Source organism: Saccharibacillus kuerlensis DSM 22868, from assembly GCF_000378145.1.
Classification (GTDB): domain Bacteria; phylum Bacillota; class Bacilli; order Paenibacillales; family Paenibacillaceae; genus Saccharibacillus; species Saccharibacillus kuerlensis.
Window position 1 is genome coordinate 144,958 of sequence record NZ_KB899278.1, and the last position, 26,482, is coordinate 171,439.

The 26,482-nt window shown below is 49.6% G+C and carries 21 protein-coding genes and 2 tRNA genes; 7 read left to right on the forward strand and 16 right to left on the reverse strand.

Going from position 1 to position 26,482, the window contains the following annotated elements:
- The first annotated feature begins 199 nt into the window (after nt 1-199).
- The gene (locus F456_RS0103620) at nt 200-826 is read left to right on the forward strand and encodes an FMN-dependent NADH-azoreductase (protein ID WP_018975642.1); all 627 of its coding nucleotides are present in this window, start codon (nt 200-202) and stop codon (nt 824-826) included.
- A gap of 178 nt (nt 827-1,004) precedes the next feature.
- Here F456_RS0103620 and F456_RS0103625 read toward each other — a convergent pair whose 3' ends face one another.
- Nucleotides 1,005-1,232, reverse strand: a complete 228-nt coding sequence (locus F456_RS0103625) for a hypothetical protein (protein WP_018975643.1) — start codon at nt 1,230-1,232, stop codon at nt 1,005-1,007.
- 304 nt (nt 1,233-1,536) lie between these two features.
- Between F456_RS0103625 and F456_RS24210 the strand changes: the two genes are divergently transcribed.
- Nucleotides 1,537-1,689 carry a hypothetical protein gene (locus F456_RS24210; RefSeq protein WP_018975644.1) on the forward strand — a complete coding sequence of 51 codons (153 nt, stop codon included), beginning with the start codon at nt 1,537-1,539 and terminating at the stop codon, nt 1,687-1,689.
- Between the two features lie 12 nt (nt 1,690-1,701).
- Here F456_RS24210 and F456_RS0103635 read toward each other — a convergent pair whose 3' ends face one another.
- A complete protein-coding gene (locus F456_RS0103635) occupies nt 1,702-2,853 on the reverse strand; it encodes a DUF2264 domain-containing protein (protein ID WP_018975645.1) in 1,152 nt (383 codons plus the stop codon).
- Nucleotides 2,847-4,010 (reverse strand): glycoside hydrolase family 88 protein, encoded by a 1,164-nt coding sequence (locus F456_RS0103640; protein ID WP_018975646.1) that lies wholly within the window; start codon nt 4,008-4,010, stop codon nt 2,847-2,849. The genes F456_RS0103635 and F456_RS0103640 overlap by 7 nt, the downstream gene beginning before the upstream one ends.
- A gap of 255 nt (nt 4,011-4,265) precedes the next feature.
- On the opposite strand from F456_RS0103640, the gene F456_RS0103645 reads away from it, so the two are divergent.
- Together F456_RS0103645 and F456_RS0103650 are read left to right on the forward strand one after the other, a co-directional pair.
- Nucleotides 4,266-5,057: a helix-turn-helix domain-containing protein gene (locus tag F456_RS0103645; RefSeq protein ID WP_018975647.1), complete on the forward strand. Its 792-nt coding sequence runs from the start codon at nt 4,266-4,268 to the stop codon at nt 5,055-5,057.
- Between the two features lie 83 nt (nt 5,058-5,140).
- The gene (locus F456_RS0103650; protein WP_018975648.1) at nt 5,141-6,319 is read left to right on the forward strand and encodes a serine hydrolase domain-containing protein; all 1,179 of its coding nucleotides are present in this window, start codon (nt 5,141-5,143) and stop codon (nt 6,317-6,319) included.
- A gap of 86 nt (nt 6,320-6,405) precedes the next feature.
- Here the strand turns inward: F456_RS0103650 and F456_RS0103655 are convergent, their stop codons facing one another.
- Nucleotides 6,406-7,989: a sensor domain-containing diguanylate cyclase gene (locus tag F456_RS0103655; RefSeq protein ID WP_018975649.1), complete on the reverse strand. Its 1,584-nt coding sequence runs from the start codon at nt 7,987-7,989 to the stop codon at nt 6,406-6,408.
- A 384-nt stretch (nt 7,990-8,373) separates the two neighbouring features.
- On the opposite strand from F456_RS0103655, the gene F456_RS23425 reads away from it, so the two are divergent.
- The gene (locus tag F456_RS23425) at nt 8,374-9,570 is read left to right on the forward strand and encodes a hypothetical protein (RefSeq protein ID WP_018975650.1); all 1,197 of its coding nucleotides are present in this window, start codon (nt 8,374-8,376) and stop codon (nt 9,568-9,570) included.
- Nucleotides 9,571-9,624 carry an excalibur calcium-binding domain-containing protein gene (locus F456_RS25110; protein ID WP_083923489.1) on the forward strand — a complete coding sequence of 18 codons (54 nt, stop codon included), beginning with the start codon at nt 9,571-9,573 and terminating at the stop codon, nt 9,622-9,624.
- A gap of 601 nt (nt 9,625-10,225) precedes the next feature.
- On the opposite strand, the gene F456_RS0103665 is transcribed toward F456_RS25110, so the two are convergent.
- The 10 genes from F456_RS0103665 to pyrR form a co-directional block, all read right to left on the reverse strand.
- Nucleotides 10,226-10,299 (reverse strand) — tRNA-Ile (locus F456_RS0103665).
- A 49-nt stretch (nt 10,300-10,348) separates the two neighbouring features.
- A tRNA-Met gene (locus tag F456_RS0103670) sits at nt 10,349-10,422 on the reverse strand.
- 76 nt (nt 10,423-10,498) lie between these two features.
- A complete protein-coding gene (locus F456_RS0103675) occupies nt 10,499-12,082 on the reverse strand; it encodes an extracellular solute-binding protein (protein WP_018975651.1) in 1,584 nt (527 codons plus the stop codon).
- Nucleotides 12,083-12,353: 271 nt separating this feature from the next.
- Nucleotides 12,354-12,995: an orotate phosphoribosyltransferase gene (gene pyrE, locus F456_RS0103680; protein ID WP_018975652.1), complete on the reverse strand. Its 642-nt coding sequence runs from the start codon at nt 12,993-12,995 to the stop codon at nt 12,354-12,356.
- A gap of 46 nt (nt 12,996-13,041) precedes the next feature.
- A complete protein-coding gene (pyrF, locus tag F456_RS0103685; RefSeq protein WP_018975653.1) occupies nt 13,042-13,788 on the reverse strand; it encodes an orotidine-5'-phosphate decarboxylase in 747 nt (248 codons plus the stop codon).
- A gap of 217 nt (nt 13,789-14,005) precedes the next feature.
- Nucleotides 14,006-17,230 (reverse strand): carbamoyl-phosphate synthase large subunit, encoded by a 3,225-nt coding sequence (carB, locus tag F456_RS0103690; RefSeq protein WP_018975654.1) that lies wholly within the window; start codon nt 17,228-17,230, stop codon nt 14,006-14,008.
- A 2-nt stretch (nt 17,231-17,232) separates the two neighbouring features.
- A complete protein-coding gene (gene carA, locus F456_RS0103695; RefSeq protein ID WP_018975655.1) occupies nt 17,233-18,363 on the reverse strand; it encodes a glutamine-hydrolyzing carbamoyl-phosphate synthase small subunit in 1,131 nt (376 codons plus the stop codon).
- A gap of 137 nt (nt 18,364-18,500) precedes the next feature.
- Complete coding sequence (locus F456_RS0103700; protein WP_018975656.1) at nt 18,501-19,850, reverse strand: dihydroorotase; 1,350 nt, start codon at nt 19,848-19,850, stop codon at nt 18,501-18,503.
- Nucleotides 19,851-19,944: 94 nt separating this feature from the next.
- Nucleotides 19,945-20,856 carry an aspartate carbamoyltransferase catalytic subunit gene (locus F456_RS0103705; protein ID WP_018975657.1) on the reverse strand — a complete coding sequence of 304 codons (912 nt, stop codon included), beginning with the start codon at nt 20,854-20,856 and terminating at the stop codon, nt 19,945-19,947.
- Nucleotides 20,853-21,410: a bifunctional pyr operon transcriptional regulator/uracil phosphoribosyltransferase PyrR gene (pyrR, locus tag F456_RS0103710; RefSeq protein WP_018975658.1), complete on the reverse strand. Its 558-nt coding sequence runs from the start codon at nt 21,408-21,410 to the stop codon at nt 20,853-20,855. The genes F456_RS0103705 and pyrR overlap by 4 nt, the downstream gene beginning before the upstream one ends.
- A gap of 624 nt (nt 21,411-22,034) precedes the next feature.
- Between pyrR and F456_RS0103715 the strand changes: the two genes are divergently transcribed.
- On the forward strand, nt 22,035-24,026 hold the full coding sequence (locus F456_RS0103715) for a HAMP domain-containing methyl-accepting chemotaxis protein (RefSeq protein WP_018975659.1): 1,992 nt from the start codon (nt 22,035-22,037) through the stop codon (nt 24,024-24,026).
- Nucleotides 24,027-24,129: 103 nt separating this feature from the next.
- Here the strand turns inward: F456_RS0103715 and pgmB are convergent, their stop codons facing one another.
- Together pgmB and F456_RS0103725 are read right to left on the reverse strand one after the other, a co-directional pair.
- Nucleotides 24,130-24,756, reverse strand: coding sequence for a beta-phosphoglucomutase (gene pgmB, locus F456_RS0103720; RefSeq protein ID WP_018975660.1), 627 nt, complete (start codon nt 24,754-24,756; stop codon nt 24,130-24,132).
- A 234-nt stretch (nt 24,757-24,990) separates the two neighbouring features.
- Nucleotides 24,991-26,244, reverse strand: a complete 1,254-nt coding sequence (locus F456_RS0103725; RefSeq protein WP_018975661.1) for an LL-diaminopimelate aminotransferase — start codon at nt 26,242-26,244, stop codon at nt 24,991-24,993.
- Nucleotides 26,245-26,482 lie beyond the last annotated feature (238 nt).

Consider the following 26,482-nt stretch of genomic DNA (forward strand, 5'->3'; position numbering starts at 1 on the left):
CGGGGTCAAAGTCTATGTTACAGAGGGGTTGTAGGGTTAATATAACTCCCCAAGCTTAAATTCAGCTGATAGAAACCTGAAATTCCGATTAAAATTCAAATTTGCTTTTTTTATTGAAAAGCTTGACTCTTGATTTTATTTTATATACTATAATTAAGAAAGTTAAATAATAAAAGATATTGCCAGGAGGAACCTATTTATGTCTCATGTTCTGTTTATCAAAGCCAACAACCGTCCTGCCGATCAGTCGGCCACGGTTAAATTGTACAACAGCTTCGTAGAAAGCTATAAGGCTGCTCACCCGGATGATCTTGTAACCGAATTGAACCTGTTCGAAGCGGATCTTCCCTACTACGACAACGATATGATGACGGGTCTGTTCAAAGCAGGTCAAGGAATCGAAGCAACTCCGGAAGAACAGCGTCTGGCTGGTCTGGCCAACACCTATCTGGATCAGTTCCTGGGTGCTGACAAAGTCGTATTTGCTTTCCCACTGTGGAACTTCACGATTCCGGCTCAACTGCTGACTTACCTGTTCTACCTGAACCAAGCCGGCAAAACATTCAAATACACAGCTGAAGGTCCTGTAGGCCTTGTAACCGACAAAAAAGTTGCTCTGCTGCAAGCACGCGGCGGTGTATACTCCATCGAGCCAATGAGCGGCATGGAAATGTCTCTGAACTACGTGAAAAATACCCTGGCATTCTGGGGCATTCAAAATCCGGAAGTCGTTGTTGTCGAAGGACACAACCAATTCCCAGATCGCGCAGCTTCGATCATCGAAGAAGGCGTGAAGCAGGCCGCTGAACTGGCTGCAAAATTCTAAATCCGATTAACGAAAAGACTCCGCTTCGGCGGAGTCTTTTTTATATGCACAATCTGTTGAATCGATTTTTCGCAAAATAAAAAGCTTCGTCCAAAGACGAAGCTCGAAGCGCCAAAGGAACCAAATCTTTCAATAAGGTACCGGCGCTGCTCTATACAATCACTAAGGTTGTCTTCTTCTATTCGTGGCCCGGAACTTCCGTGCTTAAAATATCATCGATTGCAAGCTCTTTTAATTCTCCCCATTTGCCAATTGTCAGCTTTCCGCCGTCCAAGTCGAGTTCAGTGATCTGTCCTACAAACAGCTCGTCCGAATGATAAATGCGAATTACGACAAAGTAACCGTTCGTAAAAATGCGCTGCAGATCTGCATGCATTGTTACCACGTTCTGTTCTTCAATTTCCATATGAGTCTCCTTCATAAGGACCCACAAACGGACAGCTCGAACTAATAAATACGCACGACCATCAAATTGCACCCCTTTGTCAATAGTTCTACTTTACCACTCCCATGGTACAAAAAGCAAATTTTTTCAGGGGAAGAAGCGTTTCTTAAGACTTAAAACGGGTAAATAAATGGGTTGTATGTTAGAATTGCTCACTTGGTTGCTTGGTTAAAATTAAATCTATGAGTCTCTCTTTTCAGGAAACTTTCCAGTTTATCGCACGTTTATATAGAAAGAACAAATCTAAAAAACAGAGGCGACTACAATGTTTGGAAAAAAGAAACAGAATTCGGGCGGCAGCGCAGATCATTCTGAAGGAGCCGCGATAGGCGCACAATTTATGCTGGAATCTCTGATGTACATCCCACGCTTGATTTCCGCTCTGTTCCGGATTCTGTTGAAGTTTGTAGGAGCCTAAGCCGGACTAACTTTAAAATCCTTGCAGGGCAAAGTCCATTCCTACGTTTTCTCCCGCTGCAATCTTCATAGATGTCCATCTGGCGTCGTCATCTGTCCAGAATGAATCTTCCGGCGGCAGTCCCAAGGGAAGAAACACAGTCGAACACAGATACAAACTTCCGACACTGATATACCCTTCCGCCAAATTCGGTTGATATCCATATAATCCAGGCGCCAACCATCCCTGCTCATCAAGCGTACCGGGAGCCTCCATAATACGACGAATAACCGCAGTCAGTGCACATCGTACTTGAGCCGGGGCAATCTTTTCTTCCAAAAAATGCTGCAGGCTGGCTTGGGCCAAATGTTGAAAAGCTCCGAAGCGGTATGTGATCGACCGGCCGATATACGGATATATGCCGTCGGGGGCGATCATATGCTCCTGCACCGAAGCATATCGTTTAGCTCTCGCCAAAATAATCTTCTCCATCTCTCCGTAGACGGGCGAGGCCTGCCGAAACCTGACAATCAAGTCCACCAGCATCGGCTGAATGACGAAGCTGTTGTAATAATCCCAGTGAAAGTCTTTACCGTCTCCGTACATCCCGTCGCCTTTGTACCACTCCATATGAAAATGCAGCGCCATATCGATTCGCATCCGATCATAGTCTTTGTCGCCCAACAGATCCAGCGCCGCCTCCACCATAGCGCTAAAGAGCAGCCAGTTGTTTTTGAACGGTACGGTACGCCGGGTACGCCGAAACTCCGCTATCAGTCGTTCCCGAACCCGATCCGGAAGCTGAGCTGCGATTGCACGCGGCGCCCGGATCAGAGCATGCGCCAGAAAGGCAGCGTCAACCAGGGGCTGCCCTTCTCCCGAGAAATTCATGTAGTCCGGCGATTCCGGATCGACAGCCGCATCGATCCCTTCCAACACCAGCCGTTCATAACGGGCCCGCAGCTCTTCTTCTTCGCCCTGCAGCCCCTCCAGTTCCAGCCAGGGAGCCATTCCGCAGACAAGCCGTCCGAACGCTTCCAAGCAGGCGTATTCGGCGCGGTCGGGGTGGAACTCAATCGGCAGCCGTTCATTAAGCTTTCGTGCTTCAAGGGCACTTAATACCGGTTCTCCGATCTGAAGCATCGTATCTAGCCAGTACTTGCGCTGTTCAAGTCCGCTCACCACAAATCTACCTCCTGACTTCTCAGACGAAGCACAGCCTCAATGAAGAAGTAATCGCCGTAAATGATGGGAACAGCCTGTTCTCCGTCATGATAAGCAACTGTTCCGCCTCCAATTATTCCATCTTCATCCGGATTCCAGTTTCCGTATTTCTCCTCTACTGCCCTTACGATCTTCAGCGCAGCTTCGGTATACATGCTGCGTTCGTGTTCGGCCGACATTTCCGCAATCTGAAGCAGGCCGCAGGCTGCGCAGAGCGCCGCCGTCGTGTCGTAAGATACCGGCTCCGCCGGAGCCCGGAAGTCGGTTAGAGGCACCCAACCTGTTACGGCAACGTTCGCGATAAAATAATGGGCGGTACGCTTGGCGGCATTCAGATACTCTTCTTTTCCCGTATGTTTGTGGCTCAGTGCCATCCCGTACAAGGCCCATGCTTGTCCCCGACTCCAGGAGGAACCGCTTTCAAATCCTTGTCCACCGGGCGTTTCAAGAACCGTACCTTCGCTCGGATCGAAAATGACGATATGGTTGGAAGAACCGTCTGCTCGGAGCGCGGTTCTCAGAGCAGTATCCGCATGGCTGATCGCAATGTCCCTGAATCTCGGATCGTTTGTCTCCTGGCTTGCCCAATACAGCAGCGGAATATTCATCAGACAGTCAATAATCATCCAACCAGCCACATTGTTGTTCGGACCGTCATTCCAAGCTCTCAGAAATCGTCCTGCAGGATTGTAGCGCCCAGCCAAAATATTTGCAGCATGCAGACCTCTCGTTCGGGAAGGCTTGCTGCCGGTCAGACGATAATTGGCAACAGCGCTGTGCAGCCACATAAAGCCTACATCATGATGCAGTCCTTCAAAACCATGCAAAGCGGCATCCAGCCGCTCCTCTACTTTCTCCGCGGCGGCTCTGTAAGCATTTCCCCCGGTTGCATGGTGCATCTGCCACAGCATTCCGGCCCAAAAACCGTTCGTCCACCAATAGATGTCTTTTTTACCTAGATCCTCATACTTTCCGTTTACCGGAATATACGGAATGTTTCCTCCGATACGCTCGCATTCCGCCGACATTTTGCTTTTCAACTTGCCCCAGACCGTTTCCAACCATTCTTGATCCCCGCCGCCGATCTGTCCGCTCATCTGCTGCGTTACATTTGTCATATTCCTTCACTCCTTCGAAAAATAGGATGTCCTGCGGCAACCTTCACTTTTATTCGTAATTCGATAAGCGGCCGTCTTTCTAGGTTTTGCTGCTGCAGAACCAAAGCAAAAAACGCAAAACGGCGGCTAAATGCGCGTGACGAATGTTGAAGATTAACCCCGGCTCTTCTTTTACTATAAAATCTTGCGGTCGGTAAAAGCGATAATCTATAATAAGCAAAAACTGATCTATTGTGCGAACGTGAGGAGAAGCTCATGCTAAAATTGATCAAATGCGGATTCAATACGACGCATCCCGAAGGAATTCTGATCGACCGACCTGACGGCTCGGGCTGCTATGTTTTTGTCTTGTTCAAAAGCAAATCACAGGTTGTTACGGCCGGTAAAACCTTGGAGGTGGATGCGGACACCTGGATGATCTTCCGTCCGGAAACGCCTTATCGCTATCGCAATCTGGAAACACCGTTTATCAATGACTGGCTGCATTTTGGGGGCGACGAAGCCCAAGCTTTTCTCGAAGAATTGGAGCTTCCGCTCGATGAACCCATTCCCGCTGTCCATTCTGCCTCGCTGTCCCGGTTGGTTATGGAACTGCAGCGCAGCAGTTGGCTCGGCGGGCCTTTTCAAGAGCGAATCATTGATTCTGATCTGACGGGCTTCCTGATGAAGTTGGTCAATCTGCGTCAACTGCGCCCCCATTCGGAGCATATGGCCCGGTATTTTTCCCAACTGTCGGAGATTCGCAGCCGGATTTACGGTACGCCGCAGCAGCGGTATACGATCAACGAGCTGGCAGCAGAAGTGAATCTGAGCCGCTCCCATTTCCAGCATCTGTACAAAGAACTTTTCGGCTGTGCCGTCTCGCTGGACATGATTCGCAGCCGGCTTGAATTTGCCAAGTATTTGCTTGAAAATGGCTCCCAGCCGATCAGTGCCGTATCCCGCATGTGCGGTTACGAGAACGAGACACACTTCATGCGGCAGTTCAAAAAGTTTATGGGCAAAACGCCGAGTCAGTATCGGAAAGGATGTATGGCAGAAAGTTAAAATGATAACGTTTACCCCTATACAATCAGACAGAATAAGCTTACTATTTCCTGGGGAATGATTTACAAAAAAGGAGACGTTGAATGATGTTGAATGCTTACATAACCGACAAATTGCAAAAGACGTTAAGAACAAGCATCGATAACAAAGAAATTGCCGGTGCAAACATGATGATTATCAAGGACGGCGAAGAAATTTTTTATCATGAAGACGGTTATGCCGATATTGAAGCGGGACTTCCAATTGCCCAAGATTCGATTTTCCGGTTATATTCGATGACCAAGCCGATCACGGCCACCGCTGTCATGATGCTGCTCGAACGCGGAAAAATCGATCTATTTGATCCGGTAAGTCAATATATTCCAGGTTTCCGCAGCCAGCTGCTCGAGAAAAATGGCCAATTGATTCCGCCCGGCCGAGAAGCCAATATTCATGACCTCATGAATATGACTTCCGGGCTTGTCTATGGAGGAGAAGACATGGCGGGACGACACACAGATGCCCTATTTCGAGAATTGAATGACCGCCTACATAGTGATACGCCAATGAGTACGCTCGAATTTGCCAATCGGCTTGGTGAAGGGCCTCTGACCTTCGAACCTGGCTCAAATTGGAACTACGGCACCTCTGCAGATGTGCTGGGTGCAATTATAGAGACAGTCAGCGGCATGCGCTACGGGGAGTTTTTGTGGAAAGAAATATTTGAGCCGCTCGGTATGCGGGATACCGGCTTCTGGCTGACGGAAGAACAGCAGGAACGCCTTGTCAAAGTGTACCAAAGCGACAGTAAAGGCGACCTTCAGCCGTATACGGACAGTCATCTGGGAGTCATGCACCGGATGGACCGCGAGCCTGCCTTCGAATCCGGCGGTGCCGGGCTGGCTTCCACAATCGTCGATGCTGCCAAGTTTACAACCATGCTGATGAACGAAGGATCTCTGGACAATACTCGACTGCTGAATCCGAAAACGGTTCAAAAGCTGGTCTCGCCAGGTTTGACAGATTGGCAGCAGAAAGGTCTCGACGGCTGGCATACTCTGGCAGGACACAGTTACGGCAGCCAAATGCGAATCCTGACAGATCCCGGCAAAGCCGGCTTGATCGGCAGTGTCGGCGAATACGGCTGGGACGGCTGGTTGGGAGCTTATTTTACGAACAGCCCGGTGGACAGACTGACCTTCTTGTTTATGGTACAAAGGCGGGATGCTGGAACGCTGCCGATCACGCGGAAACTGCGAAACATCGTATTCAGCTGCTTGTAATTGGATAAGGGCAAATAAAAGAACCGCTCGAAAGCTTTTAAGCTTCGCTGCGGTTCTTTTGTATTTCAATAGCAGGGGACGGGATATTAAGTCAAAGAAGAAATGACGATACGGTTTCTGCCTGTTTCTTTGGCCCGGTACAGAGCCATGTCGGCTTTATGAAAGAGCTCTTGAGGAGTAGCCTCAGACGCGTATAGCGTAATTCCGAGAGAGATGGTAACTTGTTTTGGAACCGGCATCCTGCAGGCTTTTACTTTTTTGCGAATCCGTTCTGCGATAAAGAAAGCTTCGTCTTTTTCGGCATTGGCCAAAAGGAGAACAAATTCTTCACCTCCGTAACGGAAGCAGTAGTCATGCGCTCCAACCTCTTCGCTCAAAATCGCACCGAGTTTTTTCAACACCTCATCTCCTTGTTGATGCCCGTATTCGTCGTTAATCGATTTGAAATGATCAATATCGAGAAATACGACCGAAAACTTTTTGTGCTGCCTCATCCAGTCTTCCGTCAAATTTTCGAGCGTACGACGGTTCAGCAGGCCTGTCAGCGAATCGTGATTCACTTCTCTCATCAGTTCTTCTTCCGTTTGCCGGTTTTTTTCTTCCGCCAGAAGAATCGCTTTTTGCAGCATCACACTCTCGTAATTCCAGCTTCCTACATTCAGCGGAACATTCTGCTCTTTTCGATTAGCCAGATTTTCGGTATATCGGGCCAAAATGTACAGAGGCTTCGATAACCAGTTCGCGGTCAAAAACACCAAAACCAAAGACAGCAGCACAGAAGGAATCAAGTACTTGGAAGTGTTGAAAGTGGATTGAACAGCAAATGCCGTTATATTTTCCGAAGGCGTCTGAAAAATCACATGCCATCCTGTTTGTGAGATCGAAGCATGACCTGCCAAAAACGGCTTTCCATCACGTTCGATCACTTTTCGAGATCCGCTTTTTTCTTTCATCAGACCCAGTAGAGCCGGATCTGCGGCCGCTATACTTTTTCCGATCAATTTTTCATTAGGATGATACAGATAATGACCTTGATCGTCTACAACGTAAAAATAAGAGCCATCCATCTTTTGATTTTGTGTTCCGAGAATGGCTCTAAGCCGATTTTCTTCTTTTAGATAAATAGAACCCGCAATAATCCCCTCGTATTGGCCGTCTAGCGAATATAAAGGATGGGTTACGGTCGACAAATAGCGTCCTGACGGACCGACATAAGGCGACATGATATAAGGTTTCTGAATAGAAAGCGCTTTTAAAAGTTGAGGGGTATGAATCGTTTTCCCTGTCAAGCCTAAATTAACTGGAGCATTGTAAGTTAAAAGGGCATTTTTATCAATGATCACTACAGAATTAAAAAAGCTGTTTGAATTTTTGAAAAAGATTAAACTCTTTTGAATGGTCTCCGATGTCATATCGCGATCAGCCAAATAAAAAGCCGCTTCACTGAGCGATTTTTGCATAGAAAAAATAGTGGTGTCGGCAATATAGGCCAATTCATCCGCATGATACTCGTTGAGCCTAAGAGTCTGCCATTCCAAGGCTTTCTTGTCATTGTTGTAGCCGACCACGACTCCAATTGTTGTGGCAGACAACAAAATGAATATGCACAGCAGACCGATCACTGTAGAAAGCTTGATGCCTTGTCTGACTTTCTTTGATTTTTTTCTCATAATTTCTCCTGAACAATCAGATCGATACATCATTGATATGTACCTTATATATCGGAGAAAATCGATGTTTTTATAAATTTTTTAACAGTCAGAATGAGCAATCCTTCCCGTCAAATTGTCCAAATGTACAAAAAAACCTGACTCCGCGAAGAGTGAGGGTTTTCGCTATAATGGCCCCTACAGGATTCGAACCTGTAACCGAAACTGCCTCTCCCCTATCAAACGAAAATAAGTGTATTTTAAATAGACTAAATAGAACCTTTTTCTTTAATTCCCAACCTATTCTAAAAAATAAAATAGCAGTTTAAATTAATTATATGGAAAGGCTTATTGCTCTCTGTTAAACTAATTTTGGTAAATATATTGAATTCAGGGGGCACAGAATTGAGAGAGAGTAACCAATTGAAGTGGCTTAAAATTGCGGGCTGGCTATTTATCCCGTACATCATGATCCTATTTACATTCAAAAAAATGGGAGTGGCACGACGAACCGTTGGCATAATCTGGGCCGTATTCGTGTTGTTTGCCACGATTGCATCACAAAGTGAAACTCCGACCGCTAACGTTGCCACAACGGAAACTCCAATTACACCGGCTGTTGCCAAGACCGAAGCTTCTACACAAGTTAAAGAACCAGCTGTTAAAGAACCAGCCGCTGTATTAGAACCAGCCGCTGAGCCTGCCACTGAACCGGCTTCAACTGCAGATTGGAAATCAGAAATCGACAAGATCGCAAGCTCAAATGGATCGCCGACCGAAAAATCCGATGCTGCTGAAGCACTGGCTAAGCATTATAAATCCGATGCTGCTGAGTCCAAAGAATTTGAAACGTATATTATTGATGAATTTGAAAGTGGGAAATATCTCACTGGACTAAGCGATCCAAAATATGCGCTTGCAAATATCTTTAAAGCTTCTGTCATCGAAAACCAAAATGTTAATAAACCTATTGGAGACTTTGCATTCGATTTTTATCAGAACAGTAAATATGTTTATCGCGGAGTTGATGCTCCAGACAGCGATGCTGTGAAGTCAAATGAAGAACAAATGAATAAAGCCCTCGCTAAGATCAATCCTTCTGCAGCAAAAACAAAGACTGAAACAGATCCTCAAGTGACAGACATCCCTGGAACATTAGGCATGACGACCGAAGAATTTAGAACTGCGTTTAATAATCGTGTCGATCAGCTTGGAGCCTCGATTACCATTGATAACCTGGAAGTGAAAGAAGGGGAAGTTCAGGATGTATTCCAATATATGTTCACTGAAGATCTGGCGATGACCGGAACAGTAAACAAGGCTGATGGATCGGTGCGTGATGTTTTGCTCTTGACTCAAGGTAAGACTGAGGAATCGTCCAGTAATTTTTTAATCATAATGGGCTTACTGATGATGACAACAAATCCAGATGCTGAATCAAATTTTGCTCAAACGGTCAGCAACGAACTAGGGCTCTTCGATGACGGTGTGAATTTTAGCACGATTGATAATACTACCGTGCAGGCTGGAGTCAAATATCACATTCAGGGTTCTCCGCAGATTGGGCTAATGTTCAGCGCTGGCGATCCAAACGATAACTGAATAGGATACGATACACATCTTGATCGTGACAGAGATGGTGTAGGCTGCGAATAGAAAAATCCTGCTGCAGGACCTCTCCTGAGCAGGATTTTTTTCTGTGATGAAGAAAGGTGCAGGGTGAATGATTTGAATTTTAGTCAGCACCGTTGTTGCTTAATGATTACAAGGTTGACATCAATGGTTCTTTCCCGCCTTTTTAAGTTATATACTTCAGAAGGCTACTAGAAAGGATTTGGTTTCAATGCTGATCACCTTGGATGAGGCACTCAGTTGCAATTCAGATGTCGTAATCCATACAGTCTGTGGTGGATACTTTAAAGGGATTTGCGTATCACTTGATAATAAACTCTCCTTTGAAGTTCATAATGAAGATCAAATCACTATTCTTCCAATTTGGGCAATTAAACGCATCCATGCAAGCTCCAATTCGCAATAAACAAGTCTGCTCCAAAGCTTCAATTTGGGTAGGCTTTTTCTTATTCCTCAATTTTAAAGATATACATATGCTGCGGTGATAGATGCTATTAATCCATACACTGAATTATTAACAAAAAGTCCGAACCTCTATTCTAACTTCTGAAAACAACTCGAGACATTTATCTCTGAAGACGCAAAAACACCCTCACTCCGTAAAGAGTAAGGGTGTTCGCCATAATGGGCCCTACAGGACTCGAACCTGTGACCAACCGGTTATGAGCCGGGAGCTCTAACCAACTGAGCTAAGGGCCCTGGTTCCGAGGGCAGCCATAAGGCCGCGCCGGGACAATAATTTCTTCAATTGCGGGGGCAGGATTTGAACCTGCGACCTTCGGGTTATGAGCCCGACGAGCTACCGAGCTGCTCCACCCCGCGACACTTGTAAGTCGTTTGCGAACAGCGACAATAATTAATATACCCTTTTGTGTGAAGCAAGTCAAGAACTTTCTTATCAAGTTTGTTTCTGGGTTCTTACTCTGTTATTTTTGTTGGTTTTTTCGAAGAAAACAACTCTAGGTAATCCGCTCGGAGGCGGATCGCCAAATGTCAGCGTTCCATCCTCCGTAAACGGTCCTCCCAACCAGCGGCGTCCGTCATTTTCCCATTGTTCCAATCCTTGTTTCGCTGGCAGTTCACCCTGTAAAACGCGCTGGAACAATGTTCTGCCGGTCTCGCCGATCTGCCACAGCTGCGGATTTTTCTGCACGGCCTGGTCTTCGCGCTCCGCAATGGGCTCGGCCGGGCGCAGCTGAGTAAAAGCTTCGCTCCGATATCCGTTTTTCTCCGCTTCCCGAGCAATGGCGCTCAGCCGACTGGGCATCCGGTACGCATCATGCAGACCCATTGCCTGTATACGATCGCTTGTTGCAAAACGAATGAATTCCCAGGCTTCCTCTTTATGCGAACTTGATGAAGCGATGGAGAAGGTATCGCCGAGCTTAACGCCAGCACCTATTCCTTCCCTGCCGGGATGCACGGGCAGTGTTACTGTTCTCCATTTGAACGGCTCAAATCCTTCGATTCTCTCCGCATTGCGTGAAGCTGTTTGCAGATCGGCAGCATAGCTGCTATCTGCAAATACCATTGCCGTTTTTCCGCCGAGAAACAAATCTCCTCCAAAAGGATCATAGCTTTCCGTAGTTGACTCCGGACGTAAAGCCAAAGGCAGCGCTTTTTCACGTGTCATATCGGCCAGCTTCGTCCAGACCTCCAACCATTCGGGCGTATTGACCGTCATCTCTTTCTTTTTCAAATCGAAAATGGACAGCCCCAGCGGATCGGTATAAGGACGAATAGCCCACAAAGGATCTTCTGCCAGCGTATGCGTGAACGATAAGCCGTAAACATGCTCCCCCTGCTCATCTTCTCCGCTGGCCGCCCTTGCCAACGCAAAGACTTCCTCCCAAGACATGTCGTCTTCCGGCGGTTTAACACCCTTCTCTTCAAACCAATCGACGTTATAGTAGAGTGCAGACGACGTATAGTCCGACACGAGTCCATGCAGCTCGCCGCCTCCAAGCTCTTTCAATCCTTCGACTACAGCCGGTGCAAATTCATCCGTAGATTCGCCTGTACGTTTCATGTAGGGAGCCAGCTCTTCTGTCCATCCGCTGTCAATCGCCGAACGCAGTGTTTCGGGATCGAGAATCAACACATCGACCGGATTGTCGCCTTCAATAAGCTTTTTCAATTCTTCCAGCGGAGCCTTGGATTGATAATGCTCCGAATCCGGATCAAGATAGCGATAGCGCGTCGTGTCAATCGCAGGAACAATCTCAATATGTAAATCTGGATGAGTATATTCATATATGTCCGTGTAAGATTCGCGATAATAGCGGTCCCCTGCTTCTCCGGTCAAAATTCCGATCCGCAGTGTATCTTCATTTCCTGAGCCTGGAGTCATCCCACTTGATACTTCCTTTACAGGAGAACCCTTTGCTTCCTGATCATTCCCCGAAAAACAGCCCGGCAGCAGTAACAATGCTGCCAAAGCCGCCGTTACGCCTTTCCAGGAAAGGCCGATCCCCCTCTTCATGATCCCTGCCCCTCTCGTTGTCTGGGTTATCTGGTTACGCCTCATCTGATAAACGCAGCTTCCAGCCGATTAGTTGCGGATGGAACAGCTGTTTAACTATGTTTTCCGTATATTTATAAGCGAACAACCGCTTATTATTAATGTTTTCCTAAATTCAGCTTAACTCATTCCCGAAACCGAGTCTAGGCATACACCGGGAAAGAAAGATAAAAAAACCCGTGTCACCTTAATGACCGGGTTCTTTTCGATAAATGATGTGAAGAAATGTCACTCAACGGCCAAAAGCTGCCGGATCCTTGCGCCAAGATTGAAGCAGTTCAACCTGACTTTCTTGAATGGTGCCGAGCTGCAGAGCCGTCTGCATCAGTGCCGTATAGTTCGACAGCGTAACTAGCGGCACGTTCTCTTCGGCAAAAGCCTGCACTGCACGATCCAATTGATAGCTGAAAATCGCAAGTACCGCCAGCGGCTCGGCTCCTACTTCGCGCACGGCCAGAGCCGCTTTGAGCGAACTGCCACCGGTAGAGATCAAATCTTCGATTACCACGACTTTCTGACCCGGCTTGATCAGACCTTCAATCTGATTCTGCTTGCCGTGTCCTTTGGCTTTGTCGCGAATGTAGGCCATTGGCAGATTCAACTTCTGCGCTACCCATGCGGCATGAGGAATGCCCGCCGTAGCGGTTCCGGCAATGACTTCTGCGTCAGGATACTGGCTGCGGATCAGCTCGGCAAATCCTTCCGCAATACGCTCGCGTACTTCTGGGTAAGCCATAGTCAACCGATTGTCGCAGTAGATCGGCGACTTGATGCCCGATGTCCAGGTAAAAGGCTCATCCGGACTCAGAGCTACTGCCCCGATCTGAAGCAGATCCGCCGCAATTTTCGTTTCCGTTGTCATTTCAGTTGTCATATCATTCTCTCCTCCGGATTCTTATTCCCTCATCACGATGCCTGCTCTACTGCTGCTGTCGACTCATGTCTTCCAGGATCTGCAGCGCGGCTTCTCTCGGATCGGCAGCTGCCGTAATAGGTCGGCCGACAACGATATAATCGCTGCCGCCGGAGATTGCTTCACCCGGCGTTTTGGTGCGCGACTGATCGTTTGCTGCACTGCCCGCTGGGCGGATTCCCGGCGTAACTGTGCGGAAGGACGATCCGCATGCCCTTTTGATACCTTCCGCTTCGAGAGGACTCGCTACTACACCGTCCAACCCGGCTCCTGCAGCCAGCTTGGCATAGCGAATAACCGTATCTTCCACACTGCCTGGAATTCCGATTTCTTCATTCATCGTGACAGAATCTGTGCTGGTCAGCTGCGTAACAGCGATAACAAGCGGTCGGCTCAGTGAAGAATCTGCAGCTAACGCTTCTTCTACGCCCTCCACCGCCGCCGCCATCATTTTCGATCCGCCTGCGGCATGAACATTGAACATATCGACACCAAGTTTAGCGATGCTGTTTGCGCCGCCTTTGACCGTATTCGGGATGTCGTGCATTTTCAAGTCGAGGAAGACCGAATAGCCGAGCGATTTCAATTCGCGTACGAACTGCGGCCCCGCTTGATAATACAGCTGCATGCCCACTTTCATATAGCAGGGAATACCTTCAAGCTTGCGAATCAGAGTCCGGGCCGATTCTGCATCGGGATAATCAAGCGCAATCATAAGCCGCTGTGCCATTTCTGAAGTCAGTGTCGAAGTCATCCGTTTCCTCCGTGTTTCGTATTTGGCTTCCCAACCGTCTGTTCCAGCCGATTCAGCCATATGTTCCGGCCGTATGCTGCGTATACTTACAGCAGACGAGCGCATACGAGAGGCGCCTGCAAAATCTGCATGGCGCCTGTCGTCCGATCATAATGTCGTCCCGGTATGACGGATAACCGTTATACCGGGACGTTTGCTGCCTTTTATGGCGAATCGTTTAGCGGTTGAGCGCACCTACAGGCATAGCTCGGGATGTAAAACTTACCGTCTCCAGCATGTCCAGAAGCGCTGCAACTGTATCGAGAGAGGTCATGCAGACCACACCGTTTTCAACTGCTTCCCGGCGGATGCGGAAGCCGTCGCGTACCGGCGTCTTGCCTTTCGTCAGCGTACTGAATACGAAGTTCGCTTCGCCGCTGCGGATCTTGTCAAGAATGTTCGGTTCGCCTTCACTCAGCTTGTTCACGCGCGTAACCGGAATGCCCGCGTCTTCAAGCGCTTTGGCCGTACCGCCAGTTGCCATCAGCGAGTAGCCCAGCGTGTAGAAACCTTCCATCAGTTTCACCGCTTCTTCTTTATCCTTGTCGGCTACCGTTACAATGATCGACCCGGTAGAAGGAATTTTCATGCCTGCTCCTATAAGACCTTTGTACAGCGCCTTGGCGTAATGCTTGTCGCGGCCCATCACTTCGCCTGTCGACTTCATTTCCGGACCGAGCGTAGGCTCGACGCGGCGCAGCTTGGCAAAGGAGAATACCGGAACTTTGACCGCGACTTGGTCGCTTTCCGGCCACAGACCTTCCTTGTAATCCAGATCCTTCAGTTTGACACCAAGGATCGCCTGAGTAGCCAGGTTTGCCATCGGGATGTCCGTGACTTTGCTCAGGAACGGAACCGTACGCGACGAACGCGGATTTACTTCGATGACGTAGACTTCATCTTTGAAAATGACGAACTGAATGTTCAGCAGCCCGATCGTTTTCAGTTCTTTGGCAATGCGGATCGTAATGTCTACCACTTTTTCCTGCAGTTCCTTGGACAGATGCTGCGGCGGATATACGGCTATGGAGTCGCCGGAGTGAACGCCTGCACGTTCGATATGTTCCATAATCCCCGGAATGAGTACGGTCTCGCCGTCGCAGATCGCGTCGACCTCGACTTCCTTGCCCAGCATGTAGCGGTCAATCAGAACCGGATGCTCCGGATTGATATCTACCGCTTCTTTCATATAGCTCAGCAGATCCTCATCGGAGTATACGATTTCCATCGCGCGGCCGCCGAGGACATACGATGGACGTACAAGTACCGGATAGCCCAGTCCCTGTGCCGTTTCAACAGCCTGGTCAACCGACGTGACCGTCTTGCCTTTCGGCTGCGCGATATCCAAGCGGGACAGCATCGCTTCAAACCGCTTGCGGTCTTCCGCTTCGTCAATGCTGTCAAGCGACGTGCCGAGGATGTTTACACCTGCATCCTGCAGCGGTTTTGCCAGATTGATCGCCGTTTGTCCGCCGAACTGCACGATAACGCCGACCGGCTTCTCCTGTTCGATCACATTCATTACATCTTCGAAGAACAGCGGCTCGAAGTAAAGACGATCGGATGTGTTGAAGTCGGTCGAGACCGTCTCCGGGTTGTTATTGATAATGATTGCTTCGTAACCGGCTTTGCGAATCGCCCACACCGCATGAACCGTAGAGTAGTCAAATTCGATACCCTGACCGATCCGGATCGGTCCGGAACCGAGCACGATAATTTTCTGCTTATCCGTCTGGGTAACTTCATTTTCCTGCTCATAAGTGGAGTAGTAGTAAGGCGTCTCCGATTCAAACTCGGCCGCACATGTATCAACCATCTTGTAGACCGGAACCAGTCCGATTTCTTTGCGGTAAGCGCGGACTTCGGCTTCCTTCGTCAGTCTTCCTCCTTGACGACCCGGTGCACGCAGCTCTGCGATTGCGCGGTCGGTGAAGCCCATGCGCTTCGCTTCGGTCAGCAGCTCGTCCGACAGCTCGTCAGTCTCGGCCAGTACCGTTTCGAATACGACAATACGTTCGATCTTATCAAGGAACCACCAATCCACCTTGGTCAGGTCTTGGATGGTTTCCAGCGTATAGCCGCGGCGGAACGCTTCGGCAATCAGGAACATCCGCTCGTCGTCAGGCTTCGTCAGACGGCTGTTCAGTTCGTCTTCACTCAGCGCATTCGCACCTTTGATCAGCAGACGATGCGTGCCGATCTCCAGCGAACGGACCGCTTTCTGGATCGACTCTTCAAACGTTCGGCCGATTGCCATAACTTCGCCGGTCGCTTTCATCTGCGTACCAAGCTTACGGTTGGCATGAGTGAATTTATCGAACGGCCAGCGTGGGATTTTCGATACAATATAGTCAAGCGCCGGCTCGAAGCACGCGTAAGTCTGTCCGGTTACCGGATTCATCAGCTCGTCCAGCGTGTAGCCGAGCGCAATCTTCGACGCCATTTTGGCAATTGGATATCCGGTTGCTTTGGATGCGAGCGCCGACGAGCGGCTAACCCGCGGATTGACTTCGATCACATAGTATTGGAAGCTGTGCGGGTCGAGCGCGAACTGCACATTGCAGCCGCCTTCGATATTCAGTGCACGAATGATCTTCAGCGATGCGGAACGCAGCATCTGATATTCGCGATCGGACAGCGTCTGGCTCGGCGCAACTACGATACTGTCGCCGGTATGTACGCCGACCGGATCGAAGTTTTCCATATTGCAGACAACGATACAGTTGTCGTTCGCGTCGCGCATGACTTCGTATTCGACTTCCTTCATGCCGGCGATGCTGCGCTCAACCAAGCACTGCCCGATTGGGCTGTAGCGCAGGCCAGATACGACGATCTCGCGCAGTTCTTCCTCATTGATACAGATGCCGCCACCTGTTCCGCCAAGCGTGTAGGCCGGACGCACAATGATCGGATAGCCGATTTCGTTTGCAAAATCGAGAGCTTCATTCAGCGTTGTGACGATAACGCTGTCCGGTACCGGCTGGTCCAGCTCGCGCATCAGATCGCGGAACAGATCGCGGTCTTCCGCTTTTTCGATCGATTCCAACTGCGTACCAAGCAGCTTCACATTTTCACTTTCAAGTACACCGGCACGCGCCAGCTCAACCGCCATGTTCAGGCCGGTCTGTCCGCCAAGAGTTGGCAGCAGACCGTCCGGACGTTCATGACGAATGATCTGAGTCACAAAATCGAGTGTAATCGGTTCGATGTAGACTTTGTCCGCCATGTTCGTATCGGTCATGATTGTCGCCGGGTTGCTGTTGATAAGGACGACTTCTACGCCCTCTTCCTTCAGTGCCTGACACGCTTGAGTACCGGCATAGTCGAACTCGGCCGCCTGGCCAATAACGATCGGACCTGAGCCGATCACCAGAATTTTTTTGAGTTTATCGTTTTTCGGCATAATTAACGTGCTCCTCTCATGGCGGCCATCATTGCCGCTTGACGCGGCTGCTTTGGACTGCTCTTTTTATATTCGCGGATTGTGTCAATGAAACGGTCAAACAGATAGCTGTTGTCGAATGGTCCAGGCGCCGCTTCCGGGTGATACTGAACGGAGAAGGCCGGGAACTTTTTATGGCGCAGTCCTTCGATTGTCTTATCGTTATTGTTGATATGCGTCACTTCGAAATCGGTATTGGCCAGCGAATCCGCTTTGACCGTATAACCATGATTCTGCGAAGTGATGTAGCAGCGGCCCGTATCGAGCTCTTTGACCGGGTGATTGCCACCGCGATGCCCGAATTTCAGCTTCTCGGTATCCGCTCCGCCAGCCAGAGCCAGCAGTTGATGTCCAAGGCAGATACCGAAGATCGGGTATTCGCCAAGAAGCTGTTTGATCGTCTCGACTGCCTGCGGCACATCTTTCGGATCTCCAGGGCCGTTGGAGAGTTGGATACCGTCCGGATTAAGCCGGCGGATCTGATCGGCCGTTGTATCTTGAGGTACTACAACGATGTCGCAGCCGCGAGCACTTAACTCCCGCACGATACCGCTCTTCGCTCCGTAATCGATCAGAACGATGCGCTCGCCATTTCCGGGGCTGTTGTAAACATGCTGTGTTGAGGTGCGTTTTACCTGATCGTTCGCAAACGCGGAACCGCTCAGCATCTCTTTCAATTCTTCGACCGATTTGTCTCCTGCCGTCAGGATGCCTCGCATTGTACCGTGATTGCGCAAAATTCGAGTCAGCATCCGAGTGTCGATATCGCTGATGCCGACAATGCCATGTTCCTTGAGCAGTTCGTCAAGGGTATATTCTGCACGCCAGTTGCTTGGTACCGGCTCGTATCGCCGCACAACGAAGCCGTTCACGAACGGACGGACCGATTCGAAGTCGTCGCGGGTAATGCCGTAGTTCCCGATCAGCGGGTAGGTCATCGTTACGATTTGATTGCAATAAGAAGGATCGGACAATACCTCCTGGTAGCCTGTGATGCCTGTATTGAATACGACCTCTCCGGTTGTATCTCCCTGAGCGCCGAACGAGCGGCCGGTAAACAGGGTACCGTCTTCGAGCAGAAGTTTTGCCTGCATGGTATAGAATCCTCCTTGTAAGTGGGACTTTCATTGTAAGTGGACTTTCACTGATCTTGATCAGCTGTCTTTATTTCTATCTATATGGAAGAACTTGCGTTCTTCGTATATTCAAGTTTGTGATAATTTGACGAAGCTCAGATGTTTACATGCTGTGCATGTTCAGCACCGAACACGGCGCGGCCCGCGACGAATGTCACAACCGGCCAGCCGGAAAGCCGGCGTCCTGTGAACGGAGTATTGCGTCCTTTGCTGGCGAATTCGTTCGGATCGACCGCTTTTTCAAGTTCCAGATCGATTACCGTAAGGTCGGCGGCTGCGCCAACTTCCAACTTGCCGGATGCCAGACCGAACACGCGGGCCGGGTCCTGGGTCATGCGCCGAACGAGGAAGTCGAGATTCCAGCGTCCTGTCTTGACGAATTCCGTATACAGCAGCGGGAAGGCGGTCTCGAAGCCAACAATGCCGAATGGAGCGAGCTGCATTCCTTTTGCTTTTTCTTCTTCACTGTGCGGTGCGTGGTCGGTCACGATAATATCGATTGTGCCGTCCTCCAGTGCTTCAATGCATGCCGCGACATCGCGAGGTGTACGCAGTGGAGGGTTCATTTTCCAATTGGAGTCCATGCCCGGGATGTCTTCGTCCGACAGGACCAGATGGTGCGGACATACTTCGGCGGTTACTTTCACACCGATCGATTTGGCGAGACGGATCAGGCGGATCGACTGCTCGGTGCTGACGTGGCAGACATGGTAGTGTACGCCTGTCGCTTCAGCCAGCAGTACATCGCGTCCGACATGAATCGCTTCGGATTCGTTCGGGATGCCTTTGATGCCGTGCTTTTTCGCGAAGTTTCCTTCCGAAACGTACAACCCTTTTACCAACGAATCGTCTTCGCAGTGGGCGATAACTGGCATGCCGAGCTCGGCGGCTTTTGTCATGGCGTCCTTCATCATTTGCGCATTTTGCACGCCCACTCCGTCATCCGTAAAGCCGATTGCGCCTGCTGCTTTTAAGGCTTCGAAGTCGGTCAGCTCGCGGCCCAGCTCATTTTTGGTAATCGCCGCATAAGGCAGCACATTGACCAGGTTCGCTTCTTTCGCCTTGTCCAGCACCAACTTGACCGTATCCGGATTGTCCGTTACCGGCTTGGTGTTCGGCATGCAGGCGATAGTCGTGAATCCGCCCTGGGCTGCCGAACGCGCGCCGCTTTCGATCGTTTCTTTATGTTCAAAACCGGGTTCGCGCAGATGCACATGCATGTCGATCAGACCCGGTGTCACGAGCTTGCCCTGCGCATCGTACACGGTCATTGTTCCGCTCCCATTTTCGATCAGCCGCTGATCGGCCGCCTTGTAGGAACCCGAAGCTAAAATCGCCAGCACTTTTCCGTTTTGAATCAGGATGTCGCTGCGCTGCATCTGTCCATCCTCGTTCAGCACGTTTGCATTTTGAATCCACACGTCTACGTTCGAATAATTTTTCATCTTCAAAGCCCTCCCGGTTCCGTTCTCGCTTATCCCTATTTCCCGTTCATTTTTCCCGATTCGCTTTATTGCTTGATCGCTTTGCTACCGCAATTTATCGCAGTGCCCGCTCGACGACCGCCATCCGGATCGGTACCCCGTTCTGCATTTGCGGGAAAATCCGTGAATTCGGTGCTTCTACCAGTTCGCTGTCGATCTCCACATCCCGGTTCACCGGAGCCGGATGCATGATGATCGCATGAGGCTTCATCTTGGCGGCACGCTGTACGGTAAGTCCATACTGTGCGCGGTATTCATCGGCCGACTTCAGTATACCTTCAGCATGACGTTCGAGCTGAACCCGCAGCATCATGACCGCGTCCGCCTCGATTGCTTCGTCTATCGTTACGTAAGGTGCGTGTTCTCCAAGCTCCGCCGCTTTCATACTGTCCGGTGCGCAGAACTTTACATTCGCTCCCAGTTTCTTCAGCGCCCACAGATTGGAACGGGCCACACGGCTGTGCTTGATATCACCGATAATGGAGACGGTCAATCCTCGAATCTCGCCGAACTGCTTTTTCATCGTATACAGATCCAGCAGCGCCTGCGTCGGATGTTCATTGTTACCGTCACCGGCATTGATCAGCGGAACCTTCACGTGTTTAGCCAGTTCGTCCAGTACACCGATCGGCTTCAACCGGATTACTCCTGCATCGATACCCATACTTTCCAGCGTTCGTACCGTGTCGTAGATCGACTCGCCCTTCTCAACGCTTGAGGCGGCGGCTGCAAAGTTCAGTACCTGCGCGCCCAATCTCTTTTGAGCCATTTCGAACGAGAAGCGTGTCCGGGTGCTGTTTTCAAAAAACATATTGGCGATGAAGCGGTGTTCCAGCACCGGGATGCGCTTCTCCTCATGAGCTTCCCAATAAGATGCTCTTTTGAGAATTGACTCGATCTCGGCCGCGCTCAAGTCCTTGAGACCGAGCAGCTGGCGATCTTGAAGTGAAGGATGGTAGACGATCATGCGAGCACCTCCCGGCGGCTGCTGATGCGAACAACGTCATTCTCATCAATCTCGCTCAGAAAAACTTCGATCTCTTCCGTTTTGGAGGTTGGCACGTTCTTGCCCACGTAGTCGGCACGGATTGGAAGTTCACGGTGCCCACGGTCGGCAAGTACAGCGAGTTGGATCATCTGCGGTCGTCCGCAGTCCATCAGCGCATCCATCGCGGCGCGGATCGTCCGGCCGGTGTAGAGTACATCGTCGAACAGGATCACTTTTTTATCTTCAATAGATACTTGATCGTCTCCGAACAGCTTCTGGCAATCTACAGCTTGTCCGTTCGTCTTGCGATCGTCACGATACGAGCTGATATCGATCTCTCCACATGGTACCGGTGTTCCTTCGATTTCGAAAATGCGTTTGGCAATCCGCTGAGCAAGCGGTACACCTCGCGTTTTGATACCGACCAGTACACACCCTTCGATTCCTTTGTTTTTCTCCAAAATTTCGTGAGCGATTCGGGTCAGTGCACGGCGAATGGCGGCTTCATCCATAATGACGTGAGTTTCGTTCATGAGTGTGCGCCTCCTTAGGCAAAAGGTTAGTGTCACCCTTCGGCCCCGTGAACGTCGGTTTCTTTTTGTTTATACAAAAAGACCCCTTGCCCATTCGGATGATCCGAGTACAGGCAAGGGGTCGAAATCGACACAACCATGTGACGAAGCGCGCCAAAAATAATCTGCTCTCGGCAGATACATTCCTGGTGAATCGTCGTTCACGTTACCTTGCCAGTCTCACGGGACTGAATTAAAGGTGCTATTCATTGGGCGCAACCTGCGCCGCTGTTGCAATGAATTATGACAGAAGGGACTTCTTCTGTCAACCACCTATGCTCGCCTTTACCTTCGCCGTTCGGTCGGCCATCACTTTCCGACTTTGTCATTATGCATGATATATGCATAAAATCAACGTATTTGCTTTTTCTCTTTATAATTATACATCATAATGTTGTATTTATTCAATAGTTATTTCTTTTTATTCGGGAGCAGCTCGGGTTCGGAACTTCTATATCCTTTCTCAACTGCTAAAATACAAATTTTTATGATCTATAGAACATTTTATGAAAACGATTGCTTGACTTTCGTTCCGTCTTTGCCGACATATAAAGTAATATGCATGATACAAGAGGAGGTTAACATATGCGTTTGACTAAAGGCAGACGTTTTTCGTTATCATTGGGCAATAAATTATTGATTTTCTTTATCTCCATTTTGGTTGTCGCACTGCTTGCATCGGCAATCCTTTCATATCAGTCGGCCAAATCGGCACTCAGTGCTGAACTGTTGATGAATTCTGCGTCAAGTGTACAAACGATGAATGCTATTATCGATCGCGACTTGAAATCCAAGGTTGCGACCGTCGATTACTTGGCAGAAACATTAAACAGTGCGTCTTTTCAGAGTGGAGGAGCAGAGTCCGGTATAATAAATTCATCTCTTGAAACGTACGACCTTGCACAAAATGATGTAGATCTGGCTTACGCAGGATCGGAAACGGGAGTGTTTATCGCTTCGAATTACGATAATCTTCCGGAAGGCTTCGATCCGCGTACTAGAGATTGGTACAATCTTGCTATGAAAAACCCTGACAAAGCCGTGATCAGCGAGCCTTACATTTCCGCTACGACAGATACAACTGGAGTAGCCATCGCCAAACGTTTGAACGACGGAAGCGGCGTTGTTGCGCTCGACATATCGCTCGATTCTCTACTGCAAACGAGAGAAACCATTCAAATTGGTACCGGAGGTTATGCCTTTATCATGACAAGCGAAGGCACCTACATTTCACATCCCACTATTGAGGCTGGCTCAAGCGATAGTGTTTCTATGAGAATTTCTGACCAAGGTACGGATTCCGGTACATTCCACTATACTTTCGAATCCCAGCCCAAAGTTCTGGTATACGAAACCAATGAATTGAGCGGCTGGATCATTGCAGGCAGCTATTATGAGAATGAAGTTCAAACGGCTGCACAGCCAATCCTGTACCGCCTTCTTCTCGTGCTCGCCGCATCGCTGCTTATTGGCGGAACGATTATCTGGCTGCTTACGCGTTCTATCGCACGCCGCCTAGGCCGTGTTACCAAAGCCGCCGAAGCCATCAGCTCCGGCAACCTGACCAGTACCATAAACGACTCCAGCAGAGACGAAATCGGACAGCTGGCGGATTCATTCCAGCGTATGAATACTTCGCTCGGCTCCCTTATCCGTTCGATCACTTCATCCGTATCGGATGTAGCCGCTTCGTCAGAGCAGCTCAGCGCCAGTGCCGAACATACGGGCAAAGCCAGCCGGCAAATTACAGAGGCTATCGAAGGATTTGCGGCGGTCAGTGAGCGGCAAAACGAAAAGGTATCCGACAGTTCTCAAAGACTCGAGGAAGTCTTCGAATGGCTGGCCGAAATCCGCAGCGGCTCTGAGCGTCTCGCGGTAGCTTCGCGCAGCTCGGCCGAAATGGCCGAGGAAGGGGACTTGTTGGTCGACCGGACATTAGAACGCATTCGTGAAATTGATGGGTCGGTGCGCGAAGGCGGCGAGGTCATTTCCGGGCTGGCAGACAAATCGAAGACGATTACCGGCATCCTGCATACAATCGACGAGATCGCATCGCAGACCAATCTGCTGGCGCTGAACGCTTCGATCGAAGCTGCAAGAGCCGGCGAAGCCGGACTCGGCTTCACTGTTGTTGCAAGCGAGGTCAAGAAGCTCGCTCAGCAGTCCGCCGATTCTGCCAAAATGATTGAAGGACTTATTCAAGATATTGTTTCCGATATTCGGGCTTCATTGGAAACATTCGTCAAGATCCGTTCTTCCGTCACCGATGGATTGGAGAGCGCGGAGCTTACGGCAGATAATCTGCGCCGCCTCAAAACAGCTTCTGAACATGTGGCCGACGATCTCAACGGCATGAACACACGGGTCGGTGAAGTGACCGGCCATGCTGAAGAGGTAGCACAGTCCGTACGTGAAATTGCAAAAGCCGCTGAAGCCAATCAATCCGGTACACACGAGATTGCCGCAGCAGCCGAAGAACAGTTGGCTTCGATGGAAGAAATCCGAGAATCCTCCTCCTCATTGGCCGGTTTGGCCGAACAGCTCCAAGAAGAAGTGGAGAAATTCCAGATCGATTGAGATGAAACTTTGTCAGCATAAGAAAAAGGCTTTCCGAAATCGGAAAGCCTTTTTGCCTATCAAGATTGTTGGGCCGCTTGAAGTCAGCAAACCATTTTTATACTTACAGCTTCGCTTCGCCCAGTGTCAGTGCCCAGCGATCCGCACCGCTGTTCTGCACGAATTCACCAACGCCAATCGTTTTCATTCCGGCAGCTTTGGCAGCTACAATGCCCGCCGGAGCATCTTCAATCACCCAGCATTGTTCAGGTCCAGCACCCAAACGTTCGGCAGCCAGCAGAAAAATATCCGGTGCCGGCTTGCTGTGCTCTACGTCCGCCCCTGTAACCACCGCATCGAACGTATCTGACAAGCCGATACGCTCCAGAATGAAGTCCGTATTTTTACTCGAAGATCCAATCGCTATGCGCAATCCCTTCTCCTTGGCTTCATCAATCCAAGTCAGGACGCCTGGCAAAATATCCGCGGGAGTCAACTCCTGCAGCAGTTGACGGTAAATCTTATTTTTTTCCTCGGCCAACTGCTTCTTCTCTTCCGCCGAGTAAGTTCGGGGAGCAAGTTCCAACAAAATCTCTAAGCTTTTCTCCCGGCTTACACCACGCAGCAGTCCATTCCGTTCCTCATCAAATGGTACATGTTCTCTGTCGGCAATCTCTTTCCATGCCCGGTAATGATAATGGTCGGTGGACACGATCACTCCGTCAAGGTCAAAAATAATAGCTTCATTCATAATAGATGTAAGACTCCTTTCCAAAAAGGCGAAATTTGATTTCCGGTATGACGCGTCTATCATCCTACGATAAACAGACATATTCTCACCGGAACTTCTCTCTTTGTTTATACCCTTTGTTTGCAGCTTTTCGCTGTCATTTTTCTCAATCCACAAAAAAAGCTTCCGTCATTAGATGACGGAAGCTGCTTTCGATGCTTACTTAATGACTATCCCATTCGGTATCGAATATAATTAAAATTCAAATTCCACGTCGCTCAGACGACGTTTAATTTCTTCGATAACCCGTTTTTCTTCATCCAAGCCTTTTGCTTCGAATGTAACGGAGAAACGTACAAACGAACCCGCGTCATCCCAAGGTACAGTGGAGATCAGCTTTTCGCGGATCAGGAACTGCGAGAACGCCTCGCCGCTGCCGAATGTTTCGCCGCCCTTGATGCCTTTAGGTGCCTGCACATACAGGAAGAACGAACCTTTTGGTTTCTCGGCTGTAAAGCCCAGTTCATTCAGCGCAGCTACGAGCATGTCGTGACGACGCGAATATTTTTCGGCGATTTGTTCCGTAATTTGCGGATTCGCCAAACCGTAAGCAGCTGCCTTTTGAATCGCAATGAACTGACCGGAGTCATTGTTGTCCTTCACGTCGCTGAAAGCTTTGACTACAAGCGGGTTGCCCGCTACGAAGCCGATTCTCCAGCCGGTCATGTTATAGGACTTGGAAAGCGAGTGCAGTTCAACGCCAACATCCTTCGCGCCCGGTACGGACAAGAAGCTGAGCGGCTTCAAACCGTCGTAAGTCAGCGCCGCATACGGAGCATCGTGTACAACGATGACTTCGTTCTTTTTCGCCCACTCCACGACTTTCGTGAAGAACTCTACTGTTGCACTTGCGCCGGTCGGGTTGTTCGGGTAGTTCAAGTACAGCAGCTTGGCGCGTTTCGCGATATCGGACGGAATGGAATCCAGATCCGGCAGGAAGTTGTTTTCTTTGGTCAGCTGTACATTATACACTTCGCCGCCCACGTATTTCGTGTGCGTGCCCAGAACCGGATAGCCCGGAACGGTTAGAATCGATACGTCGCCCGGATTGATGAATACGGATGGGAGCATGGCCAACGCCGGCTTGGAGCCGATGGAATGCACGATTTCGGTATTAGGATCAATGCCTTCGACTTTGAAAACGTCTGCCAAGTATTGAGCAGCAGCGGCTTTGAACTCCGGAATGCCGTTATCAGCATAACCGCGGTTTTCCGGCTTCGCCGCTTCTTCAGCCAGCTTGGCAACGATGCCTGCGTCCGCCATTTCGTCCGGCTCGCCGACTCCCATGTCGATCAGTTCGACGTCAGGGAATGCCTGGCGTGCAGCTGCTTTGGCGCGTTTGATTTTTTCGAATTTATAAATATTGGTGTCTTTGCCGTAATTCGATCCGCCGATGCGGTCTGCGAATACTTGCTGGATGTAAGTGTTTTGATACTGTTCGATACTCATGGATAAATTCAGCTCCTTGAACGGTATGATCTAGTTTCCATGATGCCGCAAATCGGGGATAAGCGTACATGGATTATGTGGTGGAAAATTTGGTGTTTTTGCGCAGGGGGAGACGCTCCGGGGAGGAGGAGCCTGCGGATCGCCGTTTCAAACCGGTTTTCTACTGATTGGACTAAAACATTACTCGTGGTAGAAAACCTCTTGAAAATGCGAACGCTCCGCTTCCTCCGGCTCCCTC

Excerpts from the sequence above, each read along its gene's own strand:
- F456_RS0103620 (WP_018975642.1), top strand. The coding sequence starts at position 200 with ATGTCTCATGTTCTGTTTATCAAAGCCAACAACCGTCCTGCCGATCAG.
- F456_RS0103625 (WP_018975643.1), bottom strand. The coding sequence starts at position 1,232 with ATGGAAATTGAAGAACAGAACGTGGTAACAATGCATGCAGATCTGCAG.
- F456_RS24210 (WP_018975644.1), top strand. The coding sequence starts at position 1,537 with ATGTTTGGAAAAAAGAAACAGAATTCGGGCGGCAGCGCAGATCATTCT.
- F456_RS0103640 (WP_018975646.1), bottom strand. The coding sequence starts at position 4,010 with ATGACAAATGTAACGCAGCAGATGAGCGGACAGATCGGCGGCGGGGAT.
- F456_RS0103645 (WP_018975647.1), top strand. The coding sequence starts at position 4,266 with ATGCTAAAATTGATCAAATGCGGATTCAATACGACGCATCCCGAAGGA.
- F456_RS0103650 (WP_018975648.1), top strand. The coding sequence starts at position 5,141 with ATGATGTTGAATGCTTACATAACCGACAAATTGCAAAAGACGTTAAGA.
- F456_RS0103655 (WP_018975649.1), bottom strand. The coding sequence starts at position 7,989 with ATGAGAAAAAAATCAAAGAAAGTCAGACAAGGCATCAAGCTTTCTACA.
- F456_RS0103675 (WP_018975651.1), bottom strand. The coding sequence starts at position 12,082 with ATGAAGAGGGGGATCGGCCTTTCCTGGAAAGGCGTAACGGCGGCTTTG.
- pyrE (WP_018975652.1), bottom strand. The coding sequence starts at position 12,995 with ATGACAACTGAAATGACAACGGAAACGAAAATTGCGGCGGATCTGCTT.
- pyrF (WP_018975653.1), bottom strand. The coding sequence starts at position 13,788 with ATGACTTCGACACTGACTTCAGAAATGGCACAGCGGCTTATGATTGCG.
- carB (WP_018975654.1), bottom strand. The coding sequence starts at position 17,230 with ATGCCGAAAAACGATAAACTCAAAAAAATTCTGGTGATCGGCTCAGGT.
- carA (WP_018975655.1), bottom strand. The coding sequence starts at position 18,363 with ATGCAGGCAAAACTTCTGCTCGAAGACGGTACCCTGTTTACCGGCCGC.
- F456_RS0103700 (WP_018975656.1), bottom strand. The coding sequence starts at position 19,850 with ATGAAAAATTATTCGAACGTAGACGTGTGGATTCAAAATGCAAACGTG.
- F456_RS0103705 (WP_018975657.1), bottom strand. The coding sequence starts at position 20,856 with ATGATCGTCTACCATCCTTCACTTCAAGATCGCCAGCTGCTCGGTCTC.
- pyrR (WP_018975658.1), bottom strand. The coding sequence starts at position 21,410 with ATGAACGAAACTCACGTCATTATGGATGAAGCCGCCATTCGCCGTGCA.
- F456_RS0103715 (WP_018975659.1), top strand. The coding sequence starts at position 22,035 with ATGCGTTTGACTAAAGGCAGACGTTTTTCGTTATCATTGGGCAATAAA.
- pgmB (WP_018975660.1), bottom strand. The coding sequence starts at position 24,756 with ATGAATGAAGCTATTATTTTTGACCTTGACGGAGTGATCGTGTCCACC.
- F456_RS0103725 (WP_018975661.1), bottom strand. The coding sequence starts at position 26,244 with ATGAGTATCGAACAGTATCAAAACACTTACATCCAGCAAGTATTCGCA.